Raw genomic sequence first — 23,487 nt, 5'->3', positions numbered from 1 at the left:
CACCTCAAAAGGGTGGTTTTTTTATTTTTCTCAAAATCAAAAAAAATCTCTTTCAAAAACACCAACATCATGTAACAAACATCACTGTCAAAAAAAACAGAATTAATGAATTTTGTGGAATGATTCAGATCATAGATTAGCATGATCCGAAATTTATAAACATTATGATATCAAACCTTCAATGAAAAATACATTTCCTGAAATAGCCAAAAGATACCTTCCCATTTTAGATTGGCTACCAAAATATCAAAAAACTGATCTACAGGGTGACCTAACTGCTGGGTTGACTGTGGGTATTATGTTGATCCCTCAAGGAATGGCCTACGCCATGCTTGCTGGATTGGAACCCATTCACGGGCTGTACGCAGTTACAGTACCGTTATTGCTATACGCTATTTTTGGGACTTCACGTCAATTGGCAGTGGGGCCGGTAGCAATGGTTTCTCTCTTGACTGCAGCCGGAATTGCTACGCTGAATGCCAGTTCTCCAGAACAATATTTGATTTATGCTTTAACCTTGGCTTTTTTAGTAGGTTTGATCCAATTTGGAATGGGGGTTTTAAAATTGGGATTTGTGGTTAATTTTCTTTCTCATCCCGTTATCAATGGTTTTACCTCTGCTGCTGCTATTATCATTGGCCTCAGTCAGATCAAACACCTGTTCCGGATTAACCTTCCCAATTCAGAACATATCCAGGAAATGGCAGTAGCCATTTTCCAGAATATAGGAGATATTCACTGGATTACGTTCGGGATAGGTGTGATCGGAATTATAATTATCAAATACGGTAAAAAAATCCATAAAAGTTTCCCAGCTCCATTGGTTGCAGTTATTGTGGGTATTGCATTGGTATCAGGTTTTGATTTAACTGGCCAAGGAGTTAAAATCGTTGGAGACGTTCCTAGTGGGCTACCTTCTTTTTCAAGTCCTTCTTTTGACCTGGCTACATGGAAGACACTTTTTCCAATAGCGCTGACGATATCTTTGGTTGGATTTGCTGAGAGTTTTGCGGTGGCTAAGACCATTCATGCAAAGCATAAAAACTACAAACTGGATTCGAATCAAGAATTGATTGGTCTTGGAATGGCCAATTTTGGAGCAGCCTTCTTCAAAGGATATCCAGTGACGGGTGGGTTTTCACGAACTGCTGTCAACAACGATGCAGGTGCAAAAACTACTATGGCTTCAATCATCAGTGCAATCCTAATCGTACTCACCTTGTTGTTTTTCACTGGATTGTTTTATAATCTTCCAAGCGCCATCTTAGCTGCTGTAGTTTTGGTTGCTGTTTCAGGTTTGATTGATTTCAAGGAGCCCGTACATCTATGGCACAAAGACAAGGCTGATTTTTCTATGCTAATAGCAACATTCATAATAACGCTGACCTTAGGGATTGAAACAGGAATCATATCAGGCATGGTTCTTTCCTTGTTAGTTGTAATCTATAGGGCTTCCAGACCGCACATGGCTCAACTGGGCAGGGTTCCTGGCACTAATATTTTCAGGAACATCAATCGGTTTCAAAATCTCGAAATCAAAGATCACCTCCTAATGGTTAGGATCGATGGACCTATTTATTTTGCGAATGTGGAGTTTATAAAAGAAAAATTGGAAAAATGGATCATTGACAAGAATGAAAAAGTAAATATGATTGTATTCAACATGGAAAGTGTTACAAATATTGACAGTACTGGAGCACATGAATTGAATGAATGGATTCTTTCATGGAGAAAATCAGGAATAGATGTCTGCATGACAAGCATCAAAGGCCCTGTCAGAGATGTGCTGAATCGATGGGCCATTTTAGAGTGTGTAGGTGCTGACCACATATTCCTCGATGACAGTACCGCAGTATCTTCATTTGACCAAGCTATTGATGAAGAACTACTAGAAAAATATTCTCCCTATGCCACCCAAACCAATTTCAAATAATGTGTAATCTTGATTTTGAACAGTATTTTGCCAATAATCGTGATTGGGCAAAGACAGTATTGGCTGGAAATAAGGACTATTTCCAAGATATCAAAGAAGGACAACAGCCAAAAGCATTGCTATTGGGATGTTCTGATAGTAGAGTCTCTCCTGCCACAGTACTCGGAACGGGGCTGGGAGAACTCTTTATTCATAGGAATATTGCCAATGTTGTTTCTCACTCTGACCTCAATTTTCTTTCGGTCATGCAATATGCCGTCGAAAGTTTGAAAGTGCGGGATATCATTGTATATGGCCATTATGGTTGTGGGGGAGTCAGAGCTGCTTATGAAAATAAAAGCAATGGATTGATTGACAATTGGCTTGCCAATATCAAAGATGTCGTCCGTCACCATAAATCGGAGCTTTTGGAAATAGCTAATGAAAATGAGAGGTTGGACAAACTGGTTGAACTGAATGTTCTTGAACAAATCGAAAATATCAAACAGACCTCAATCTATAAAGATGCGGTTGACAATGGTCTAAAAATCAAATTACATGCCTGGGTTTTTGATTTTTCGACAGGATTAGTTCATGATCTCAGGAAGAAATACAATATTCAACCAGTAATGACCTAAATACTGATCAATTCCTCAAAGTCATCTCTGATATAGATGATATTTCTTCCCAACTCTATCCATTTTTTCTTTTCTAACTGTTTGAGAAGTCTTGATATCACCTCCCTTGAAGTCCCCAATTCATTGGCTATCTCTTGGTGGGTGGTATGAAGTTCATTGGTTTTTTGCTGCTTCATTTTGGTAACAATGTAGCGCATCAGTCTTTCATCCATTCTTTTGAATGCTACTGCATCCAATGCCACTAGCATCTCCATAAATCTGGTCTGATAAGTCATGGCGACAAACTCCTTCCATTGTTTGAATTTATCAGTCCATTCTTCATGCTTTTGGATAGGAATACCTATCAATGTCGTCTTTTCTTCAGCCACAGCTTTGATTTCACTGGGCTTGGAAGCCGAACAACAAGTCAAAGACAAGGCACAAGTCTCGCCTGGCTCCAAATAATAAAGAAAAAGTTCTTTCCCATCCTCATCCATACGCATTATTTTGATGGCACCTTCCAGAATAACCGGAACCATTTTGATAAATTGTCCTGGTTCTGTTATAGTCTTTCCATCTTGAAAGACATGTACCGTCCCATATTTCAACATCGCCTCCAAAAGATTGGGATCGGTTAGATTCGGTAATTTTTCCTTAAGCTCTTCTAATTCCATTTTCTAAATTTTTTAAAAATAGCAGGTTTATAAAAGTCAATTTAGTGATATTAGTCACATAAAAAAAGAGCTGGAAGAAACAACCAGCTCTTTTGGAACACTCAAAACCTATCAACTATTATATTGTAAAACCACCATCAATTAAATATGTGGCTCCGGTGATATATTTACTTTTTTCGTCTGCCAAAAAAGTAGCGAGATTTGCTATATCTTCGTTGGAAGCATACCTTCCCAATGGAATCATCCCTTCAAATCCTTTTTTAACCTGCTCGCCACCACCTGGGGCAAATCCATCTTCCAAAGAGCGCATCATTCTGTTATCGACTGGCCCAGGATGAATGGTATTGACTCTGATTTGGTGTGGCGCACCTTCTAAGGCAGCTACCCTCATCACACCATTTACAGCGTGTTTACTGGCTGTATATGCTACCATCTGTGCTGTACCCTTCATCCCTGCTACAGAGGATGTAATGATGATTGATCCTCCTCCCGATTTCTGCAAATAAGGGAATGCATATTTCATTCCAAGCCAAACTCCCTTGACATTGACAGAAAGTACCTTATCAAATATAGTTTCAGGGTATTCAGTGAGTGGTTTAACCTCGCCTTCAAACCCCGCATTCAAAAATACAATATCAAGCTGACCGAAGAGTTCGGCTGCTTTATCCGTATAAGCTTTTACCTGGTCAGCTTTGCTGACATCTGCGGTAAACACATGAACTTTATCGTTGTTCAATGTCTTTTTCGCCTCCAATAGGGCTTCTTCATTCAGATCAATAAGGAGCACCCCAGTGACGCCTTCGTCCAAATACATTTTGGCAGTAGCCATCCCAATCCCACCTGCTCCGCCTGTAATTATTGCCGATTTTCCTTTGAGAGTCATGATGTATTATGTTTTTTTAAGTTTACCAAAGTTACCCACACGACTAAACATTTTACCCAAAAACAATCAGGATATTAAATGACTTTCATCATGATTTTTAAAGAAATATTTATATAATTTTAAACATCAGTAAACAAAATCAATTAAGCTATGAAAAGAATAATCGTCCCTATTGATTTTTCCTCTTATTCCAATAATGCATTTTTGAGTGCGCTGAAAATTGCTCAGAAATCAAACAGCAGTATCACATTGATTAATGTAGTGAGTACTGAATTGGACTGGAAAAACCTTTCCAGAGAGAAAAAAAATCAAAACCAAACTATACTGGATATGGAGGCTGAGGCTAAGGATAAACTGAGGGCATTTATCATGGACCATAAGCTGAATACCGTACCTGTTGAAGCTGTTGTTGAGGTGGGGGTTCCCCATCAGGAAATAGTAAATGTCGCAAATGAGCATGCTGCCAATTTAATTGTGATTGGAGCATATGGAATGGGTTATACCCAAGAGAAATTTGTGGGCTCCAATCTACAAAAAGTACTGAGGAATGCAGATTGCCCTGTTTTGGCAGTAAAAAAGGCTATGAATGGAAATGATCTCCGAAAAATGGTTTTTGCTTCCAAATTCAATGAAGATTCAAGACCCGCCTTTATGAAAATGAAGCCAATCTTGAAGGATTTTCAGACTTCTGTTCATTTTCTCTATGTCAGCACACCGTCCGATTTTATCAATTCCGGAGAAGCTGAAATGAAAATGAATGTCTATGCCAAGGGATTGGAAGACTTAATTATCCACAAACACGTTTACAGCCACAATGAACCGGAAAATGGCATAGTAGAATTTGCCAAGAAAAACAAAATTGGATTTATTGGTATCGCATCCAATAACAGAAAAGCCAAATCCACCTATCAGATCGGTACAACAGATACAGTTTTATTTAAATCAGATATACCTGTATTAAGTGTCAAAATGGATTAAATAATATGGTTATTCACTTCTTTGCCAGTGAAATTCATTAAATGGGCGGAGTGATTCACTCCGCTCTTATTGTTTCGGATTTTTGAAGGGATACTCACCCAAAAAGCTTTGTTAAAATACTTTGGACTACCCAACATTTACAAAAAAATCTATGGTCCAGAGAGAGATTAATTACTAACCAATATCAATCACATCCTTTTTCTGGTGCTTCCAATGAATCACTGCACTTCCCAAATTATCCATACCGGAAACTACTTGTTTGATCACATTGGTAAGAGTAGATACCGGAAATTCCATGGGTTTAACTTTGATTTTTTGGTACAATTCTGAAATGAATTTCTTATAATGTTTTCCATTTTCACCGATCCAGTCCGGAATCTCTTGAGGAAATTTTTCCTGAAGGATATATTCCCTGATTTTCTTCAAAAAATCAAAAGTAAAGCCCTTCAGTTCATTGTAGAATTCCCTCACAAGCTTGTCTTCCTCATCCTCCATATCATTGATATTGTGCATGACATCTTTAAGATCTTTGGCTCCATAAACCATTGTTCTCAAAGCTAACATCAGCGAAGTTAGCTTTTGTGCCTCTACTATACTTAGATTTTCTTCTTGAACCAGAATATGGTATTTGGTCAGTTCATCTTCCAGTAATTTGATTTCTTTGTATTGCCCTCCAAGGTCATAGGGCTGTTGCAGTATTTTTCTCCAAATAGATATATTTTCTTTATCACTCTCCCCCACATTCCAAACATTGATCATGAATTCAATAGTCTTTTCAAATGCAAGGTGGATGTCTTTTTCCAAAGCAGCAATAGCAGCTTCGGGAACCTGAGGACTTACGTTTTTGGTATAAACAGAAATTCCTTTAGGCTCAAATTTAGCAAACCTCTTTTTGAGCCATATTTCGAGTCTTGGAATGAATGGGAAAAACAAGATAATTCCAATAAGATTAATAATGGTATTGAGTAAAACCAACTCCATTAGCGGATCAGAAATAAAAAAAATAGACATCGTTAAATCAATCAATGGTGTGATAACGGAAAAAACCAGTAACCCTGTAATCACATTAAATAGAAAATGGGCCAATGCCAATCTTTTTTTATCGGCAGGTCCGTTCAGGGATCCAATTCCCACAGTGACAGTAGTTCCAATATTCGCTCCAATAATCAAAACTGCTCCTTCCGTCAGTTCGATAACACCCGCACTCATGGCACTCAAAATGATTACTACCATGGCCGAACTTGATTGAATCAAAGCGGTGATAACAAGTCCGATGACAAGATAAATCCAAAGACCATAGGCATGAAATTCACTCAGATCAATTTGATCCGCTACTGCTTCTATGGCGGTTTTCATAAAATCCAACCCCAAAAACAACAATCCGAATCCTACTGAAAAAGCTCCAATATTCCTGAGCAAAGGCCTACTTGAAGCAAACAAGAACAAAAGACTGCCAAGGCCTAAAAACGGCATAGAAAAAGCAGCCACGCTCATCTTAAAACCTAAGGTCGCTACAATCCAAGCAGTAACGGTTGTCCCTAAATTGGCTCCCAGAATAACCCCAATGGCATTTTTCAAATTAATCACCCCTGCACCCAAAAATGCCAGTACCATCAAGGTAACTAAGGAACTACTCTGTAAAATTGCTGTGATGAGGGTCCCAACAAGTATCCCTTTCCAGGCAGTATCTGTGAATCTTTGAAGTAAATGTCTGAAAGATTTGCCTCCAAGTTCCTTGATAGCTGTTTCCAATTGGTGCATTCCCCAAAGGAATAAACCAATCCCTGCCAAAAATTTCCAGAAATCAAAAATTTCATTTTGAATCATTGGTGTTGGGTTAATCACAATTTGTACGACGCTGTATTTGCACCCGACAAAAAGATTGATGTTTCAAATCCATCTATGCATGTATAAATATTTACCCCATGGAGTTGGATGGAATACTTGAAAATTAATCCTGAATTGAAGTACAGCAATACCTTCAAGACAAATATAAAAAGTTGAGACAATTTTCGGTGAAAACAATGAATTACATTTCAGGCTTCTTTTTAAATCTTTTCATTTTTCGAGGATTGTACCAAAGGTAAAACCCTGTAATACACAGAAAAATCAATCCCATGGAAGTCAATGTACTGTAAATGATTTTCGAATTTTCTGAATCCGAATCCATTAAAAAATCCAATATACTACCATCATGAATTTTTTCTACCAAATCAGAATTCCGCTGATTGATGGACAGTATGTCTCCAGAGAAGCCATCTATCTGGATTTCTGTAAAATGCTTTTTAAAAACAATTTTCGCAATCCCTTTATCAGGACGTACATCCACCCTATCAATCAATTCACTTTTGCCAATACTGTCCCTCATGAAATTTTGACCTATAATGATCATCTCCTCCAAACTGATCCAATTTCCCGGGTTCTCTACTTTTGTGGTTTGTGTTTTGGGGATTAGTCTAATTTCCTTTTTCCAAGCCAGGAGAATTGCTGTAATACCTATGATCAATAAAAAAAACACAAAAGTGATGCTAACCACTTTATGTATCCTTCTGTGAATCCTTGTATTTCTGGCTGTTTTGGAAATGTTGATCATGTACTCGCTATTAAGGAGCAATATATTTCTATTTCGAAGGGTAAAAAAAAACAATCCTATTAGCGGTGGTATTCATAGGTTGATCAGTGAAAAACCACATTGGCAAGTTTCATACTCTCTGCAAATTCAATATGATTTAAATTGAGGTCGAAACCATGTTTTTCCAAGATCTTGATCAAAGATTCAGTAGCAACATTCCCGACCAATTCATCCTCAGCAAAAGGACATCCTCCGTATCCTTTTATAGCACCATCAAACCTCTTACAGCCTACTTTAACTGCGGCTGCAATTTTTGGTTCCAGTAATTGTGGGTTGGTATGTAAGTGTAAGCCAAATTCAACTTTCGGAAAAGCCTTCGCATTGACACTATACAATTCTGAGATTAACTCAGGTGTAGCAGAACCAATGGTATCGGCAAATGATATGATTTTAATCCCCAATTCATCCAAGTGATGGACAAATTGGGCAACCAAATCCGATGAAAATGGATCTCCATATGGATTTCCAAAACCCATACTCAAATAGGTTACCAACGTTTTCCCCTTTACTTCGCACAGATTCTGTATTTCCTCCACAGTATCCAAGGCTTCATTAATGGATTTATTGGTATTTCTCTGCTGAAAAGTCTCAGATACCGAAAGCGGAAAACCCAAATAATCTATCTCTTGAAAATGTAGTGCATCCTCAGCACCTCTCCTATTGGCAACGATAGCCAAAAGCTTGGATTTAGCCTCAAACAAATCAAGCAGGGACAACACCTCTTCCGTATCGCGCATCTGTGGTACTGCTTTTGGGCTTACGAAGGACCCAAAATCAATGGTATCAAACCCAACCTGCAAAAGTTGATTGATATAAGCAGCTTTAATGGCTGTATCTATAAATTCACTCCGCCCCTGCATAGCGTCCCGTGGACATTCTATCAATTTAATCATGGCCTGAAATTAGGAATATGGTTTTGAAGGAGCAAATTGAAGGCGAAAATGGGTGTCCTTGGGAAGTTGGAAGTCCGAAGTCGGAAGATGAAGTCCGAAGGTAATGTCAACCTGGTCATTCTGATTTCCCATTTTTTTTAGGAAAAATTTCAGAAAAGAAATGACATCAAGTTATCGCTTATAGATTGGGGTCAAAACTAGCTCTATGGGAGCGTCCGATACAAAAGTCCAGGGTTTCAACCCTGGGATTTGAAGGTAAAGAGCGAACAGAAGTTCCGTAGGAACGAAAGATTAATTGTCCTAAAAATGACATGTGAATTCAAATGGGCATTTGTTGATTTAAACCAACATAGATATTTTGTCAGGGGTAATCCCCATTTATTTCAAGAATCCAGTTTTCGGATCCGGATTAATTTTAAAATTTTCCAATTTTCCAATTTTAAATCAAAACACCTCCTTCGCAATCCTATAAGTCGCATCCGCCTTGCTCATGGTATAATAATGTAAAACCTTGGTTCCATTGGCAACAAGCTCCTTACTTTGTTGAATCGCCCATTCTATACCAACTTGTTTGACATCTGCATTGGTCTTACATTTTTCAAGTTCGTCCATTAATGGGTCAGGAAGATCTAGAAAGAATGTCCTTGGCAGCATGGAAATTTGACCCAAAGTAGTGATAGGTTTAAGTCCTGGAATAATCGGAACAGTTATCCCCAATTCTCTAACCTTTCTCTCAAACTCAAAGAATTTTTGGTTGTCAAAAAACATCTGGGTCACGATGTACTCTGCACCGGCATCAATTTTTTCTTTCAGGTGTTTCAAGTCAAACTTCAAACTCGGAGCCTCGAAATGCTTCTCGGGATAGCCTCCTACTCCAACGCAAAAGTCAGTATGAAATCCTGTTTCAGTTTCTTCATGGAGATATTTCCCATGATTCATACCGTAAATTTGGGCCACGAGATCTTTTGTAAACTCATGTCCTTGGGGTTCAGCTACAAACTTTCCTTCATTTTTTGGTGCATCACCTCTGAGCGCAAGTACATTCTGCACACCAATAAAATTGAGATCAATAAGGGCATTTTCAGTTTCTTCTTTGGTAAACCCACCACAAAGTAAGTGGGGAACTGCTTCCACATGGAACCTGTTCATGATCGCCGCGCAGATGCCGACGGTTCCGGGTCTCTTTTTTGTACTTACCTTTTCAAGTAATCCATTTGGGTGCTTTTTATAAATGAATTCTTCCCGATGATAGGTCACATCCACAAAAGGGGGCTTAAACTCCATTAAGGGTTCAATCCCAACCAACAACTCTTTGAGGCTTTGTCCCTTTAACGGTGGCAAGATTTCAAACGAAAAAAGTGTTTTTTCAGCTTGATCGATATATTCTGTTATTTTCATCTGTTATTTTTCCTGTATTTGTAATGAGGGTGAATATCCTAAATTTGGTGACAACCACTTTTCTGCCTGAGCTTTGCTCACACCTTTTCTTTTGGCATAATCTTCTACCTGATCCTCCCCTATTTTACCCAATCCAAAATACTTACTTTCGGGATGTCCAAAATAAAATCCACTCACCGAAGAAGTGGGGTACATGGCATAACTGTCAGTTAAAGTAATTCCGGTTTTCCTTTCTACCTCAAGCAAGTCAAAAAGAATTCTTTTTTCCGAATGCTCGGGACAAGCAGGGTAACCCGGTGCAGGACGGATTCCCAAATATTCTTCCCTGATCAAAGAGTCATTGCTAAGGCTTTCATTATTGGAATATCCCCAAAGATCTTTTCTTACCACCTCATGCAGATATTCAGCGCCTGCCTCCGCCAATCTATCTGCCAACGCTTTCAATAGGATATCATGGTAATCATCATGCGTTTCCTGAAATTGGGCCAATTTAGCTTCAATCCCCCATCCTGCTGTGACAGCAAATCCGCCCATATAATCAATCTTATCCGGATGGATATAATCTGCAAGAGAACGATTTGGCACTCCTTTTCCTTTTTTACCTTGCTGACGAAGAAAATGGAATCTAAAAGGAGTTTCCGATTCATTTTTCAATATGGTTACATCATCACCATTCTTTTTCACTTGGAATAAGCTGACAACAGCCCTTGCAGATATCCATTTTTCAGCAATCATTTCATCCAACATGCTATTAGCATCTGCGAATAATTTCTTAGCCTCATTTCCCACAACAGGATCTTCCAGGATCTTGGGATATTTACCGGAAAGCATCCAAGTACTGAAAAACGGCGTCCAATCTATATAATCCCTGAGTATGGATAAGTCCAATTCTTCCCATACCTTTTCGCCAAGTTTTTTAGGAACCAATGGTTCATAGTTTTCCCAATCTATGAAAACCGGGTTGGCTTTGGCTTCTTCCAAAGTGGCCATTTGCTTGACCATTTGCTTTGCCTCATGTTCTATTCTGAGTTGTCGGTAAGTTTCTTTGAGTTTGATCTTGTATTCAGACTTTGTTTCCTCGCTGATTGCCTCTCCTGCAATAGGTACAGACTTGGAAGCGTCGGTGACATGTACTACTATTCCACTATAAACCGGGTCTATTTTCACAGCTGTATGGATTCTTGAGGTAGTCGCTCCACCGATCAACAATGGAATATCCAAACCTTGCCGTTCCAATTCAGAAGCCACATACACCATCTCATCCAAGGAAGGCGTAATCAATCCGCTTAGCCCTATGATATCGACTTGATTTTTAATGGCTTCATCGATGATCTTTTGGGCATCGACCATAACTCCCAAATCTATGATCTGATAACTGTTGCAAGCCAGAACAACACCCACAATATTTTTACCGATATCATGTACATCCCCTTTGACTGTGGCCAAAAGAATTTTTTTGATACTGCTTTGCTCGGCATTATAATCCAAATCTCCAAGCTTTGGCATAAAGGGTTCAAGGTATGCAACGGCTTTTTTCATTACCCTGGCGGATTTGACTACCTGTGGCAAAAACATTTTGCCTTCTCCGAATAAATCCCCCACTACATTCATCCCATCCATCAAAGGACCTTCGATTACTTTTAAGGGACTTTTATAAGCAATTCTTGCCTCTTCAGTATCTTCAATGACAAAGTCTATGATACCTTTGACCAATGCATGTTCAATGCGTTTTTCTATCGGATCATTTCGCCATTCTTCACTTGCCACTTCCTTTTTGCCGGATGCTTTGACAGTTTCAGCAAATGTCAACAATGCTTCGGTCGCATCCTCGTTTCTGTCAAAAAGGACATCTTCGGCTTTTTGCAAGAGGTCTTTAGGTATATCGTCATACACTTCCAACATGGAAGGGTTGACAATACCCATATCCATTCCATGACGGATGGCATGGTAGAGAAAAGCAGCATGCATCGCTTCCCTCACCGGATCATTGCCCCTAAAAGAAAAACTGACATTGCTCACTCCTCCACTGACCTTGGCACCGGGTAGGTTTTGTTTGATCCATTGTGTTGCGTGAAAAAAGTCAATCGCATTTTTCCTGTGTTCATCCATTCCGGTAGCTACAGGAAAAATATTAGGATCAAAAATAATATCCTGAGGATTGAACCTGACTTCGTTGACAAGCGTATCGTAACTCCTCTTACAAATATCAATTCTCCGCTGATAGGTATCTGCCTGACCTGCTTCATCAAATGCCATTACCACCACTGCAGCTCCGAATTTCTTGATGGTCTTTGCCTGATGAATAAATTCTTTATCACCGTTTTTCAAGCTAATCGAATTGACTATTCCTTTACCCTGAACGCATTTCAGCCCTTCCAAAATGATCTCCCATCTCGAACTGTCAATCATAATAGGAATCCGGCTGATTTCCGGTTCAGAGGCTATAAGATTCAAGTATTTTTTCATGGCGGCTGCACCATCCAACATCCCTTCATCCATACACACATCCAATATTTGGGCACCGCCCCTCACTTGATCCAATGCAACTTCTAATGCTTCATCATATTGCCCATTGAGAATCAAACGCGCAAATTTCTTGGATCCGGTGACATTGGTTCTTTCACCTATATTGACAAAGTTGATTTCAGGCGTAAACACCAAAGGTTCCAAACCTGAAAGCTTCAATACGTTATGTTTTTGGATTTTACTCATCTCCTGCTGTTACAAATTCAAGTTTTCTTGGTGTATATTTTTCCGCTGTTTTGGCGATTGCTGCTATATGTTCTGGCGTAGTTCCACAACAGCCCCCCAAGATATTGATCAAACCATCTTTTAGAAATTCTTCAACCTGTCCGGCCATTTCGGATGCTCCCTGATCATATTGTCCAAATTCATTCGGAAGACCTGCATTGGGATAAGCGCTGACAAGAAAAGGGGCATTGTCAGCCAAAACTTTCAAATAGGGCCTTAATTCTTTTGCACCTAAAGCACAGTTCAACCCTACACTGAATAAAGGTACATGAGATATGGAAATCAAAAAGGCTTCCGTAGTCTGCCCTGACAATGTCCTTCCCGAAGCATCCGTTATGGTACCTGAAATCATAATGGGAATTCCCCCTTCTTCTGGATTCAAAGGAATGTTTCTTTCTTCAAAGACTTCCTGTATGGCAAATAAAGCAGCCTTGGCATTAAGGGTATCAAAAATTGTTTCAACCAATAAAATATCAGACCCTCCATCTAACAATCCCTTAACTTGTTCTTTATAAGCTTCTGCAAGCTGATCAAAGGTGATGGCCCTGTATCCGGGGTCATTGACATCAGGAGAAATTGAGGCTGTTCTGTTTGTGGGTCCAAGAGCTCCTGCTACAAATCTAGGCTGACCATTGTTTTTGGCAGTAAATTCATCAGCAACTTCTCTGGCTATTTTTGCAGACTGGAAATTTATTTCATAAGCAAGATCAGACAACCCATAGTCTTCCTGTGCGATGGAAGTACCACTAAAAGTATTAGTCTCAATAATGTCGGCACCCACTCCTAAATAAGCAGCATGGATTGCTCTGATAATATCAGGCCTTGAAAGGGATAATAAATCATTATTACCTTTCAAGGGTTTGGGATGCTGTGCCAATTCAGGTGTTCTAAAATCCGCTTCAGTCAATGTGTATCGCTGAATCATGGTACCCATGGCACCGTCAAGAATAAGGATTTTTTTATTTGCTTGAGAAATTAAAAGCTCGCTTCTATTCATAATGATGTTTGAATAATAAAAGCTTATGCGAGCAAGAACCGGATGAAAAAAGAATTTTAACCTCCGCTCATCTTCTTCCGTCATTTACGGAATGGGAATTAGCACCTTGTATATTCAGGTTGCTAAGACGTCTCAGGGCCCTTCCCTCGGTCTTTCTCGATAAGCAATATCAAAGGTAAACCCAATTCTTCAATTTTGTCAACTTTTTTTGTATTTCTTAGCTAAAGCAGTCAAATTTCAAATGACTACTTTTATGATTACTATTTCTACTAAACACAATCACTTCTATTTGATTTACCAAATTGAACGCTTAATTTATGAATTCATTCAAAATCATTAAATTCTCGACATTCATGAAACACTTACTCTACTTTCCCTTTCTATTGGTATTAATATCCTGTGGACAACCATCAAACGATCAAAGCATTGAAACACCGGTAGCTGATACTTGGGATGCCGAGACTAGAATTATTGAGCTTGGAATAAATCTTCCTCAGCCGAGTTCCCCTGTGGCAAACTATGTGAATGCAGTAAGAACGGGGAATCTGTTGTTTTTATCCGGTAAAGGGCCCGACCTTCCTGAAGGTGGGTATGTTTCCGGAAAAGTAGGTCAAGACCTGACCATTGAAGAAGGTAGGGAAGCCGCAAGGTTAGTTGCCATCAGTCAATTGGCGGTCTTGAAAGCTGAATTGGGAGACCTCAATAAGGTGAAAAGGGTGGTGAAAGTTTTGGGTATGGTAAACTGCGGCCCAGAGTTCACAGAACAGCCCCAAGTCATCAATGGTTTTTCTGACCTTATGGTTGAAGTTTTTGGGGAAAAAGGAAAACATGCTCGTTCAGCTGTTGGAATGAACGCATTACCATCTAATATCGCCGTTGAGGTTGAACTGATTGTTGAAATAGAAGATTAAGGCCTGATTCCTACACTGAATTGAAGATAAGGATTAGCCATATATTGGTACATGGAGAAATCCTCTAATTTATAATTGGAAAGGGGAAGTTCATAACCTCCGTGCAAACCCAAAATAATCTTAGATGAGCTTATACTGGAAATGGGAATTCCATACGAAAGATAAATCTCCGGTTTGGCCATTAGGCCTGCATTTCTGAGGTATCCATCATGAAGTGGTTCTTCAAATAGTCTTGGGAAATCGGGTTTTTCATTTGACAATAGGCTATATCTGATATTTGCAAAACCCAGACCTCCTAATCCGCCTAGTTCAAGGTTCCTTCTTTCAAAAAATTTCATACCCAAATTGGCATAGAGACGCAAACTATTCAATGTATGGCTTTTTGATTCATTGGCCTGCCCGGATAAGCCTAAATTATAAAAATCAAAACCATATAAAAACCCCTTGGATTCCCCTAGGACTTTTAAACCCCAATTATTTGGCCTGCCTGAAAAAGACTGTAGTCCATTTTCTTCCAACTTCTTGTTAAACCCATCAGGCCGGGTAAAGTGCATTCCATAAATCAGGTGTGCCCCAAGGGAAGCGTCTTTATAGAAATAATTGTGATCAGGAAGAGATATTCCAACACCGAGTCTGAAAAACGCTCCACTTTGAATATTTCTAAAGCTGATATCGTTCATTTTCCAAGAATCCTCAAATGGACTGAATGAATATCCAAATCTTGCCAAAACCTCAAAAGCTTCTTCTCTACCCGGAATTGGAAGGTCATAGCTCATCTGAAACCCAATTTCTGTAAGAAATCCGGACATGTTAAGTGTACCTTTGTGCAAATCGCCCTCTCTAAGAATAAAGCCATGTTCGGGATTCTGTAAAAATCCATTTAAGGAATTGACCTCATTTTCCCTTAACATCTGAAAATTGACAAAACCCGATCCAAATGACATGTAATGAATTAACTGGAAATTACCTTCCTCTGTAAATGCAAATCCCACATTTATATAGAACCTGGTAGTCTGATAATCAATTTCATAATTATTGAATTCTGATTTGAGTCCCTTGTTATGAAATAATTCAATACCGAGGACAAAATCATTAAACCGGGACAGATAACCAAAACTCAAATTAGAATAACTGTTTCTCATCGGAGTAAGCCCCTTATTTTCAAGCATTTGATTAAACTCCCTCAGGTTTGCACCTGTTCTACCAAAAGTAGAATACACCGTGGTCCTGTTTGACTTTTCGGACTGACCATGTAATGGAATAAAAGTGGAAAGAGAAAATATTATTAGGAGAAACGATCTCATGTATTTCAGTTTGCCCCCAAATTTATTATTAAAAGCGTAATTGAACCTAAGTTTCATCAAAATTATGACTCTAGGATTTTAAGAATTTTAGTATAAAGATTATCCGGATTGAATGGCTTTGGTATATAATCATTCATTCCCACTTTTTCAAGTTGTTCTTTTACTTCAATCAATGATGATGCCGTAAGAGCGATGATGGGAATATTTTTCTTTTTTGGATCTGGGAAAGACCTAACAAATTCCGCTACCTGAAAGCCATCTTTTTCCGGCATTTGCAAATCCAATAATATGAGATTGAAATCTTGTTTTTCAAAAGCACTGATGGCTTCATTTCCATCATTTGCAATGACTACCTGGCCAACTCCCCATTTATTGAGGAACTTTTTGATCATGATCTGATTGACAAGATTATCTTCAGCAACTAAAACACTGGTATTTTGAAGGGTTTTATATCCATCTGTATTGCCTTTTGGTGATAAGACATCGCTTGACTTGGCCTTTTCAAAAATGATGGTGAAAGTAAACTTTGTGCCTCCATCTGGCCTGTTTTGCGCTTTAATTTTTGATCCAAACAGCTCCACAAGTCTTTTGACTATGGCCAATCCAAGTCCTGTTCCTCCATATTTTCGCGTAGTGGCAGCACTGGCTTGCGTAAAAGCTTCAAAAACCTGATCAAGTTTTTCTTGAGGAATTCCTATACCGGTATCCTCAAAATCAAATCTAATTGAGATAAAATCATCATCTTCTTTTTCTTTGGTAAGTCTGATTTTCACGCTTCCCTGTTCCGTAAATTTAACGGCATTCGAAACAAGGTTATTGACAATCTGACCCAATCTAACAGGGTCTCCTATCAGATTTTTTGGCAAACTTGGGTCTGCCTCAAACAAAATATCAAGTGACTTTTCTCTGGCCTGATACGAATAAGAATGTAATATTCTGTTGAATACATTATTGAGTTCAAAACTTACCTTTTCCAATTCAACCTTACCTGAATCAATTTTACTATAGTCTAAGATATCATTGATCAATCCCAATAAGTTTTCTGCAGAAAACTGAAGCGTCCTAAGATTTTCCAATTGATCCGGTCGTGGCTTATCCTCTATCAGCAAATGGGCCATTCCAATCACAGCATTCATCGGCGTCCTGATTTCGTGACTCATGATGGATAAAAACTGGGATTTGATATTGGATGCCTGTTCGGCTTTTTCTTTGGCCAGAAATAATTCTTTTTGCGCCTCCTTCAATTTGGTAATATCCCTTGCTATGCCTGTATAGTAAATCAGATTCCCCTCTTCATCAGATACAAGTTTACCATTTGAACTAAAGATCTTGTATGACCCATCAATATGTTTAAGTTTGAATTCATGGTATTGTGTTTTTTGGAAGAAATCGGGTTCGTTCAGACTTTTTTCAGAAAAAGCCACCAAATCATCTTGGTGGAGAAATTCTGTCAGTTTCTTTCCTATTACCTTATCTGATGCATAGCCCAAAAACTGCTTTACATTGGGAGATATATACGTCATGGTCATATCCGGCCCCAAAGAAAAAATGATTTCCGTGGATTCTTCCACCAACCTTCTGTATTTCTCCTCATTCTTTTTCAGGTCCTCTTTAGCCTGATGCTCCTCGTTGATATCTCTCAAAATACCAAGGGCATACTCTACCTCTCCACCGTAAATGATGGGCCTGACTGTGATCTCATAAACACGTTTTCTGAATATGATGTGTTTTTGAACAATTTCATTTTTCAGTAAAGCCCGGGTAACCACAGGCTGAATTTCATTCAAATTTTTTGTGTGAACTTCAGACAAGGTTTTCCCTTCAAAATCTTTGGATGTCATTCCCCAATCTACAAAGTTTGTTCCCTGGGCAACGATATACCTTAAATCCCTATCGATAAGGAAAATACTTGTGCCCGGTATATTTGAAGCCAACACCCTGTATCTTTCCTGGCTTTTAAGGATTTCTTCCCTGTTTTTTTTCCTTTCTGTAATATCTTGGATTATTCCTTCATGAGTCAATATTTTTCCTTCGGAGTCATATACCTCCCTTGTTCTATCTTCGACCCATCTAACCGTTCCATCCGATTTTCTTATGCGATATTCTCCTGAATAAGCGGGTATTCCTTCTTCCGACTTTTTGGAATTATGAAAATGTAACAACCTCTCTATATCATCTGGGTGGACTAATTCCAGAAAACTTGATCTTGACTCTATCAGTTTGGTCGAATTATATCCAAACTGCCGGATATTATCAGAAATGTAAAGTATCCTGAAATTTTCATTTGGATCAACAGTGAACAATACAGCGGGACTGTTTTCTACAATCATTTGAGCCTTTCTGGCCATCGCTTCCTGTCTCACTTGAATGGTAAGATTTCTGATGATAAAAGAATATCCTATTTTTTCATGTTCATCATTCAGGAAATATTGGACAGAAACCTCGTGGAGCTCCACTTCACCCCATCGCGACCTCAATTCCATCTGTTTTCTGAAGCTTTCTTCAGGCCCAAGCAATTTTAGGGATTCTTCAATTCCTTTGCCACCTGGCATTAGGAATTCGAACAAGTCGGTAATTTTCCCTTCGAATTTCTCATCATCCTTGATATCACATTCTTTGAGACCTGCTTTGTTAATATAGATAATATTAAAGGTATTATCTGTTACAAAAATAGGATCGTTGACTTGGGCTAGAATTTGCGACTGAAGCTTGAGATAATTTTCAGCGTCCCTTTTGTGGGTTATATCAGTACAATAGCCAAATACTTCAACTTCATCACTTTCAGTAGACTTCCTTACCTGAATACTATAATTGATGTACTTATCCTTACCCTCAGTGGAAATAATAGAAAAAGCACCTGTTGTTGAACTTATACCCTCAATGGCTACACGTAAGTTTTGCAAAAACTCAACCCTGTCCTTATTGGAAATCTTTCCGATAAACTGTGAAAAACTAGCAGAATCCACTTCATTCTCAATTTCAAAAATCCGTTTTAGACCATTTGAAAAATAAATTCTTTTTTTGGAATTACTAAATCTCCAAGAACCTGATTTAGCTAAAATCTCAGTTGAAGCCAGTAACCTTTTATTTCTATCTAAGCTTCTTTTAATGGCTCGGTTGATAAAACTACCTGCATAAACATCCCCAAGTTGTCGGAGAACATATTCATCCTTTTCATGCCAAGCCCTTCTTTCACGAACTGCATCAAGACCAAAAAAACCAAACAACTTGTTTTCAGAAAAAATCGGAATTAAAACAAATGATTTTATACCCTGTTGCTGATATACTTCCCTCTCCCGATCAAATTTTTTCGACATGAGATCCACATCAGGCACAACCAAAATATCACCTTTTGAGAGACTTTCGATGGTAAGATCGTCTTCTTTGTATGGAATGTTTTTTAATTGTTGAATTTGAGAGTCAATACCTTTACCGGACCATTCATAAACATTCTCAATCTCGTGAACATCCTCATGTACAAGAAATATATAAGCTCGATCTGCCTTTTCAAATTCACCAAGCATTTTGAGAGATAACCTAAAAACATTATCAATCTCATCAAAATCGGCATTTACAAACTTTGCTGAAATCCTGTTGATCAAGTTTTCAAGTTCATATTTTTTTTGTAGCGATTTTTTTGCGCGATAATACTCGGTATTGTCATGGGCACTAAAAAGGACACCCTCAATCAAAGGATCATTTAAAAGATTCTTACAATGGCTTTCAATTAGTATTCTTTCTTGATTGGGAAGATTGATCCAAAATCCAAGTTTAACCTTTCTCTTGGTTTTAAATACCTTTTCAAGGTCTCCATTTTCAATTATAATTACACCTTTCTCAATGAAATGATGGAAGGTTTTACCAATGACTTCACTTGGCCTAATCCCCAGTTTTTCAATAATTGCTGAGCTTATGAATTTAAAGTCCCCATCTTTCCCTAGAATGGCCAACATATCATGACTGTGTTGAAGTATACTATCAACCAAATGAAAGTCACGAAGTCTCTTTATAGGCAGATCTCTGCTAATATTACTCTTTGACAGTGTTTCTAGAAAGGGTACAAACTTATTAATCTTTCCAACACAGATTAATTTTTCTTTATCATTGGGAAAGGCAACAAAATTCCATTGGTACTTAACTTTTCCTCCATTGACGTGTTCGAGTTCAGAGTAAATTTCTGTTTTTGGCAGAGACCCAATTTTAAAATACGCTTCCAACGTTTTATGGGATTGATTCTCTCTGATAATTTCTTTCCAATGTGTGGGTATCTTTATGAAATTGACCTCTAAATACTGATTCATAAAGTCTATACCCTGTTTGGTCAGGACCAAAACAGGATCTTTCAAATGATCAAAAAAGGCGGTCAAATTAAAATTCTCTTCGCTACTCATAACCAGTAGTTAAAAACAATGATGCAATTTATTCCAGCATCTTCTATATTGGGTGATAATTTTGGACAATATACCATTAATCAAAATGAATAATAATCAAATTAAGAACAAAAATAATGATCATGGTTAAATTTAAATTTTATCTGGTTTTTCTTTTACTCGCCACTCATATAGTCGTAGGCCAATCTGATAAAGAAAAAGTGAAGCCCATTACCTGGCAAGAAATCCCAGAATGGAAATCAATAAATACAAACAGCACAAAACTATCTGCTGATGGAAAATGGTTGGTTTATGCAATGATGCCTGTTGAAGGCGATAGCGAAGTGTTTATTCAAAAGGCAGCTGAACCGGAATCAAAAAAATCATTCTTTATCGGTTCAACTACTTTTCCAAGTATTTCATTTTCAGAAGACAGCAGATGGCTTGCGTTCAAAGAATATCCAAAGGAATCTGTCAAAAAAACTAAATCCAAAAATGGAAGCAAAGACTTGAAGGATAAACTTATTTTGCTAGACCTAAATAATGATTTCAAAAAATCAGAAGTTGAAAATGTTTCCAACTTTGCTTTTAACGGCAAAAACGCCACTCATTTGGCAGTTAATTTAAACAAGGAAGGATCTAATGGGGACAGTAAAGGATCTGACCTACTATTGGTGCATCTTGCTTCAGGAAAAAAGCAAAATATTGGCAATGTCTTAGAATATTCATTTAATAAAAGTGGAGAATATCTCGCATACACCATAGATGCCGCCAATCAATCAGGTAATGCTGTCGTTCTATTGCATTTGAGTTCAGGCAAAACAGAAATCCTTGAAAGTGATAAGGCTACCTATAAATCCATCAATTGGACAGAAAAAGGGGATGCTTTTACCTTACTGAAAATGATAAAAGACAAAGAATACAAACAGGATCATGGCCAAATTTTAGGTGTCAAAAATCTTTCAAATCCGCAACTGACACAATATAATCCTAAAAATGATTCCATTAATTTCCCTAAATCCTATACCATCAGTCCAAATCGCAAACCCATGTGGTCTGAGGATTTGACAAGGTTATTTTTCGGGATCCATCCGCTTATCGCTGAAAAAAAACCGGAACAGAAGGGCCCTGAACAAGTGGTCAATAAGGATTCATTGGAACAAGTAAATCTCCAACGCATCAAATCCGATTCGACGATCAAATCTTTGGCAGACCTTCAAAAAGCGATAGCAAAAATTGACAGTACCAAATCGAAAACTTCAAATGGAAGCAAAGACCAAGTAAAACCTGATTTGACAATCTGGCATTGGCAGGATAGCAGGTTACAATCAAGGCAACAAATACTGGAAAATCAAGACAAGAATTACAGCATTTGGTCCATGTATGATACCAGAAACGGTAAATTCATTACCCTTCAGGATAGTAGTTTAAAACAACTAGACCTATTACCAAAAGAAAAATTTGCTTTAGGTTATGATATTCAAGAATATGAATTGGATATAAATCTGGATGGACAAAATTACAGAGACATCTACTCGGTAAACCTTCAGACAGGTGAACGGAAATTGCTTTTCAAGAAATTTTATCTCCCATCTTTTTCTTCAATGCCAAGACCCTCAACTGATGGAACAAAACTGCTTTATGCAGAAAATGGAGACTTCTATGTATATAACTTAGCCTCAAATACCTCAAAAAATATTACCTCAAATATCAATACCACATTTGTCAATGTGGAGGATGACCATAATGTTGAAAAACCGATGGTTACTCCATTGGGCTGGAGTAGCGACAGCAAATTTGTCTTGCTGAGAGATGCATGGGATATTTGGCAGGTTCCTGTAGAAGGGAAAGGAAGCCCGCAAAATCTAACTATGAATGGCAAATCTGATAAAATAAGATACCAATATAGGTTTGTACTCGATCAAGATGAAAAAGGAATCGATCTGAGTAAGGCAATTTTTATTCGAAAATATGGAGAAAAATCCAAAAAAAGCGGGATTGTCAAAATTCAGCCATCTAAATCAGGATTGGCTGCAGGAACAGAATCTCTGATTTGGGAGGATGCCAATATCAATAGGCTGGTTAAAGCAAAAAATGCAGCGGTATATTTGTTCAGCAAAGAGAAATTCAATGACCCTACTGATTTTTTCTTAACAGACGCGACCCTCAGTAACCCGATTAAGGTAACCGAAAACGCGCCTGATGCCTCAAAATATGATTGGTCATCAGGTGTCAGATTAGTGGATTATATTTCAGATAAAGGGGATTCTTTACAGGCAGCTTTGTTTCTTCCTTCCAATTATGAGGCGGGAAAAGCGTATCCCACCATTGTATATTATTATGAAAAGTTGTCCCAAACATTACACAATTATTCAAACCCTGGATTCAGCGGAACAGGATGGAATCCAAATGTCTACACGAGCAATGGATATGCGGTATTGATTCCTGATATAGTTTACCAATTAGATGACCCTGGCATGTCTGCTGTATGGTGTGTCATTCCTGCTGTAAAGGAAGCCATTAAATCAGGTGTTATCGACCCAAAAAGCATGGGGCTTCATGGACATTCATGGGGCGGCTATCAAACTTCTTTCCTGATTACGCAGACGGACATGTTCAAAGCTGCAGCTGCGGGCGCCCCTCTAACTAATATGATATCAATGTATGACTTGATCTACTGGAATTCAGGTGGCGGTAATATGTCTATATTTGAGGCGTCTCAAGGGCGATTTAGAGGCGCTCCATGGGAAAATTGGGATGCATACCAAAGAAACTCTCCCGTCTATCATGTCAAAAATGTAAATACACCTTTATTGTTGTTGCACAATGATAAAGACGGGGCAGTGGATTTCACCCAAGGAATAGAATATTACAACGCATTGAGAAGATTGAAAAAGCCGGTCATTATGGTTCAATACAAAGGAGAAAATCATGGACTCTCTAAACTGGAAAATAGAAAAGATTACAGTGTCAGAATGATGGAGTTTTTTGACCACCACTTGAAGGGTGAAAAAGCACCTGATTGGATAGCCTCCGGCGTAGAAAAATTAAAACTGGAAGAACACCTCGAAAACAGGGTTTTTGATTGAAATTAGAATTCATGATTGTATTCAAAATTCAATGATTTTTAACTATATCACTATTAAATTGAATAAATAAGTAAACAA

General features: G+C 38.2%; 15 protein-coding genes and 1 riboswitch. Of the genes, 5 read left to right on the top strand and 10 right to left on the bottom strand.

What is annotated here, in order from left to right:
- The first annotated feature begins 181 nt into the window (after positions 1 to 181).
- Together HMJ38_RS10770 and HMJ38_RS10765 are read left to right on the top strand one after the other, a co-directional pair.
- The gene (locus HMJ38_RS10770; RefSeq protein WP_194974407.1) at positions 182 to 1,933 is read left to right on the top strand and encodes a SulP family inorganic anion transporter; all 1,752 of its coding nucleotides are present in this window, start codon (positions 182 to 184) and stop codon (positions 1,931 to 1,933) included.
- Positions 1,933 to 2,550 (top strand): carbonic anhydrase, encoded by a 618-nt coding sequence (locus tag HMJ38_RS10765; RefSeq protein ID WP_194974406.1) that lies wholly within the window; start codon positions 1,933 to 1,935, stop codon positions 2,548 to 2,550. Before HMJ38_RS10770 ends, HMJ38_RS10765 begins: the two co-directional genes overlap by 1 nt.
- On the opposite strand, the gene HMJ38_RS10760 is transcribed toward HMJ38_RS10765, so the two are convergent.
- Positions 2,547 to 3,203: a Crp/Fnr family transcriptional regulator gene (locus HMJ38_RS10760; RefSeq protein WP_194974405.1), complete on the bottom strand. Its 657-nt coding sequence runs from the start codon at positions 3,201 to 3,203 to the stop codon at positions 2,547 to 2,549. The two genes, HMJ38_RS10765 and HMJ38_RS10760, sit on opposite strands and share 4 nt — an antisense overlap.
- Before the next feature lie 118 nt (positions 3,204 to 3,321).
- Positions 3,322 to 4,086: an SDR family NAD(P)-dependent oxidoreductase gene (locus HMJ38_RS10755; RefSeq protein ID WP_194974404.1), complete on the bottom strand. Its 765-nt coding sequence runs from the start codon at positions 4,084 to 4,086 to the stop codon at positions 3,322 to 3,324.
- A gap of 150 nt (positions 4,087 to 4,236) precedes the next feature.
- Between HMJ38_RS10755 and HMJ38_RS10750 the strand changes: the two genes are divergently transcribed.
- Positions 4,237 to 5,064, top strand: coding sequence for a universal stress protein (locus tag HMJ38_RS10750; protein ID WP_194974403.1), 828 nt, complete (start codon positions 4,237 to 4,239; stop codon positions 5,062 to 5,064).
- 174 nt (positions 5,065 to 5,238) lie between these two features.
- On the opposite strand, the gene HMJ38_RS10745 is transcribed toward HMJ38_RS10750, so the two are convergent.
- The 6 genes from HMJ38_RS10745 to HMJ38_RS10720 form a co-directional block, all read right to left on the bottom strand.
- On the bottom strand, positions 5,239 to 6,891 hold the full coding sequence (locus HMJ38_RS10745) for a Na/Pi cotransporter family protein (RefSeq protein WP_228780004.1): 1,653 nt from the start codon (positions 6,889 to 6,891) through the stop codon (positions 5,239 to 5,241).
- A 202-nt stretch (positions 6,892 to 7,093) separates the two neighbouring features.
- Positions 7,094 to 7,657 (bottom strand): PepSY-associated TM helix domain-containing protein, encoded by a 564-nt coding sequence (locus tag HMJ38_RS10740; protein ID WP_194974402.1) that lies wholly within the window; start codon positions 7,655 to 7,657, stop codon positions 7,094 to 7,096.
- Between the two features lie 83 nt (positions 7,658 to 7,740).
- Positions 7,741 to 8,589: a hydroxymethylglutaryl-CoA lyase gene (locus HMJ38_RS10735; RefSeq protein ID WP_194974401.1), complete on the bottom strand. Its 849-nt coding sequence runs from the start codon at positions 8,587 to 8,589 to the stop codon at positions 7,741 to 7,743.
- Between the two features lie 444 nt (positions 8,590 to 9,033).
- On the bottom strand, positions 9,034 to 9,987 hold the full coding sequence (gene metF, locus HMJ38_RS10730) for a methylenetetrahydrofolate reductase [NAD(P)H] (protein ID WP_194974400.1): 954 nt from the start codon (positions 9,985 to 9,987) through the stop codon (positions 9,034 to 9,036).
- Positions 9,988 to 9,990: 3 nt separating this feature from the next.
- The gene (gene metH / locus HMJ38_RS10725; protein WP_194974399.1) at positions 9,991 to 12,699 is read right to left on the bottom strand and encodes a methionine synthase; all 2,709 of its coding nucleotides are present in this window, start codon (positions 12,697 to 12,699) and stop codon (positions 9,991 to 9,993) included.
- Positions 12,692 to 13,735, bottom strand: coding sequence for a homocysteine S-methyltransferase family protein (locus tag HMJ38_RS10720; RefSeq protein ID WP_194974398.1), 1,044 nt, complete (start codon positions 13,733 to 13,735; stop codon positions 12,692 to 12,694). Before HMJ38_RS10720 ends, metH begins: the two co-directional genes overlap by 8 nt.
- A 64-nt stretch (positions 13,736 to 13,799) precedes the next feature.
- A riboswitch (SAM riboswitch) is annotated at positions 13,800 to 13,901 on the bottom strand.
- Between the two features lie 187 nt (positions 13,902 to 14,088).
- Here HMJ38_RS10720 and HMJ38_RS10715 point away from each other — a divergent pair.
- The gene (locus HMJ38_RS10715; protein WP_194974397.1) at positions 14,089 to 14,646 is read left to right on the top strand and encodes a RidA family protein; all 558 of its coding nucleotides are present in this window, start codon (positions 14,089 to 14,091) and stop codon (positions 14,644 to 14,646) included.
- On the opposite strand, the gene HMJ38_RS10710 is transcribed toward HMJ38_RS10715, so the two are convergent.
- The gene (locus tag HMJ38_RS10710) at positions 14,643 to 15,950 is read right to left on the bottom strand and encodes a hypothetical protein (RefSeq protein WP_194974396.1); all 1,308 of its coding nucleotides are present in this window, start codon (positions 15,948 to 15,950) and stop codon (positions 14,643 to 14,645) included. The genes HMJ38_RS10715 and HMJ38_RS10710 overlap by 4 nt on opposite strands.
- Positions 15,951 to 16,012: 62 nt before the next feature.
- Complete coding sequence (locus HMJ38_RS10705) at positions 16,013 to 20,341, bottom strand: PAS domain S-box protein (protein ID WP_194974395.1); 4,329 nt, start codon at positions 20,339 to 20,341, stop codon at positions 16,013 to 16,015.
- Positions 20,342 to 20,463: 122 nt separating this feature from the next.
- Between HMJ38_RS10705 and HMJ38_RS10700 the strand changes: the two genes are divergently transcribed.
- A complete protein-coding gene (locus HMJ38_RS10700; protein WP_194974394.1) occupies positions 20,464 to 23,409 on the top strand; it encodes an alpha/beta hydrolase family protein in 2,946 nt (981 codons plus the stop codon).
- The last annotated feature ends 78 nt before the right edge of the window (positions 23,410 to 23,487 follow it).

The organism is Aquiflexum lacus (genome assembly GCF_015476655.1).
Lineage (GTDB): Bacteria > Bacteroidota > Bacteroidia > Cytophagales > Cyclobacteriaceae > Aquiflexum > Aquiflexum lacus.
This window is presented reverse-complemented; position numbering and strand designations above follow the sequence as displayed.

What these genes read in the sequence shown, in the direction of transcription:
- HMJ38_RS10755 (WP_194974404.1), bottom strand. Translation starts at nt 4,086, where the DNA reads ATGACTCTCAAAGGAAAATCGGCAATAATTACAGGCGGAGCAGGTGGG.
- HMJ38_RS10745 (WP_228780004.1), bottom strand. Translation starts at nt 6,891, where the DNA reads ATGATTCAAAATGAAATTTTTGATTTCTGGAAATTTTTGGCAGGGATT.
- metH (WP_194974399.1), bottom strand. Translation starts at nt 12,699, where the DNA reads ATGAGTAAAATCCAAAAACATAACGTATTGAAGCTTTCAGGTTTGGAA.
- HMJ38_RS10770 (WP_194974407.1), top strand. Translation starts at nt 182, where the DNA reads ATGAAAAATACATTTCCTGAAATAGCCAAAAGATACCTTCCCATTTTA.
- HMJ38_RS10750 (WP_194974403.1), top strand. Translation starts at nt 4,237, where the DNA reads ATGAAAAGAATAATCGTCCCTATTGATTTTTCCTCTTATTCCAATAAT.
- HMJ38_RS10760 (WP_194974405.1), bottom strand. Translation starts at nt 3,203, where the DNA reads ATGGAATTAGAAGAGCTTAAGGAAAAATTACCGAATCTAACCGATCCC.
- HMJ38_RS10765 (WP_194974406.1), top strand. Translation starts at nt 1,933, where the DNA reads ATGTGTAATCTTGATTTTGAACAGTATTTTGCCAATAATCGTGATTGG.
- HMJ38_RS10720 (WP_194974398.1), bottom strand. Translation starts at nt 13,735, where the DNA reads ATGAATAGAAGCGAGCTTTTAATTTCTCAAGCAAATAAAAAAATCCTT.
- HMJ38_RS10740 (WP_194974402.1), bottom strand. Translation starts at nt 7,657, where the DNA reads ATGATCAACATTTCCAAAACAGCCAGAAATACAAGGATTCACAGAAGG.
- HMJ38_RS10700 (WP_194974394.1), top strand. Translation starts at nt 20,464, where the DNA reads ATGGTTAAATTTAAATTTTATCTGGTTTTTCTTTTACTCGCCACTCAT.
- HMJ38_RS10710 (WP_194974396.1), bottom strand. Translation starts at nt 15,950, where the DNA reads ATGAGATCGTTTCTCCTAATAATATTTTCTCTTTCCACTTTTATTCCA.
- HMJ38_RS10705 (WP_194974395.1), bottom strand. Translation starts at nt 20,341, where the DNA reads ATGAGTAGCGAAGAGAATTTTAATTTGACCGCCTTTTTTGATCATTTG.
- HMJ38_RS10715 (WP_194974397.1), top strand. Translation starts at nt 14,089, where the DNA reads ATGAAACACTTACTCTACTTTCCCTTTCTATTGGTATTAATATCCTGT.
- metF (WP_194974400.1), bottom strand. Translation starts at nt 9,987, where the DNA reads ATGAAAATAACAGAATATATCGATCAAGCTGAAAAAACACTTTTTTCG.
- HMJ38_RS10735 (WP_194974401.1), bottom strand. Translation starts at nt 8,589, where the DNA reads ATGATTAAATTGATAGAATGTCCACGGGACGCTATGCAGGGGCGGAGT.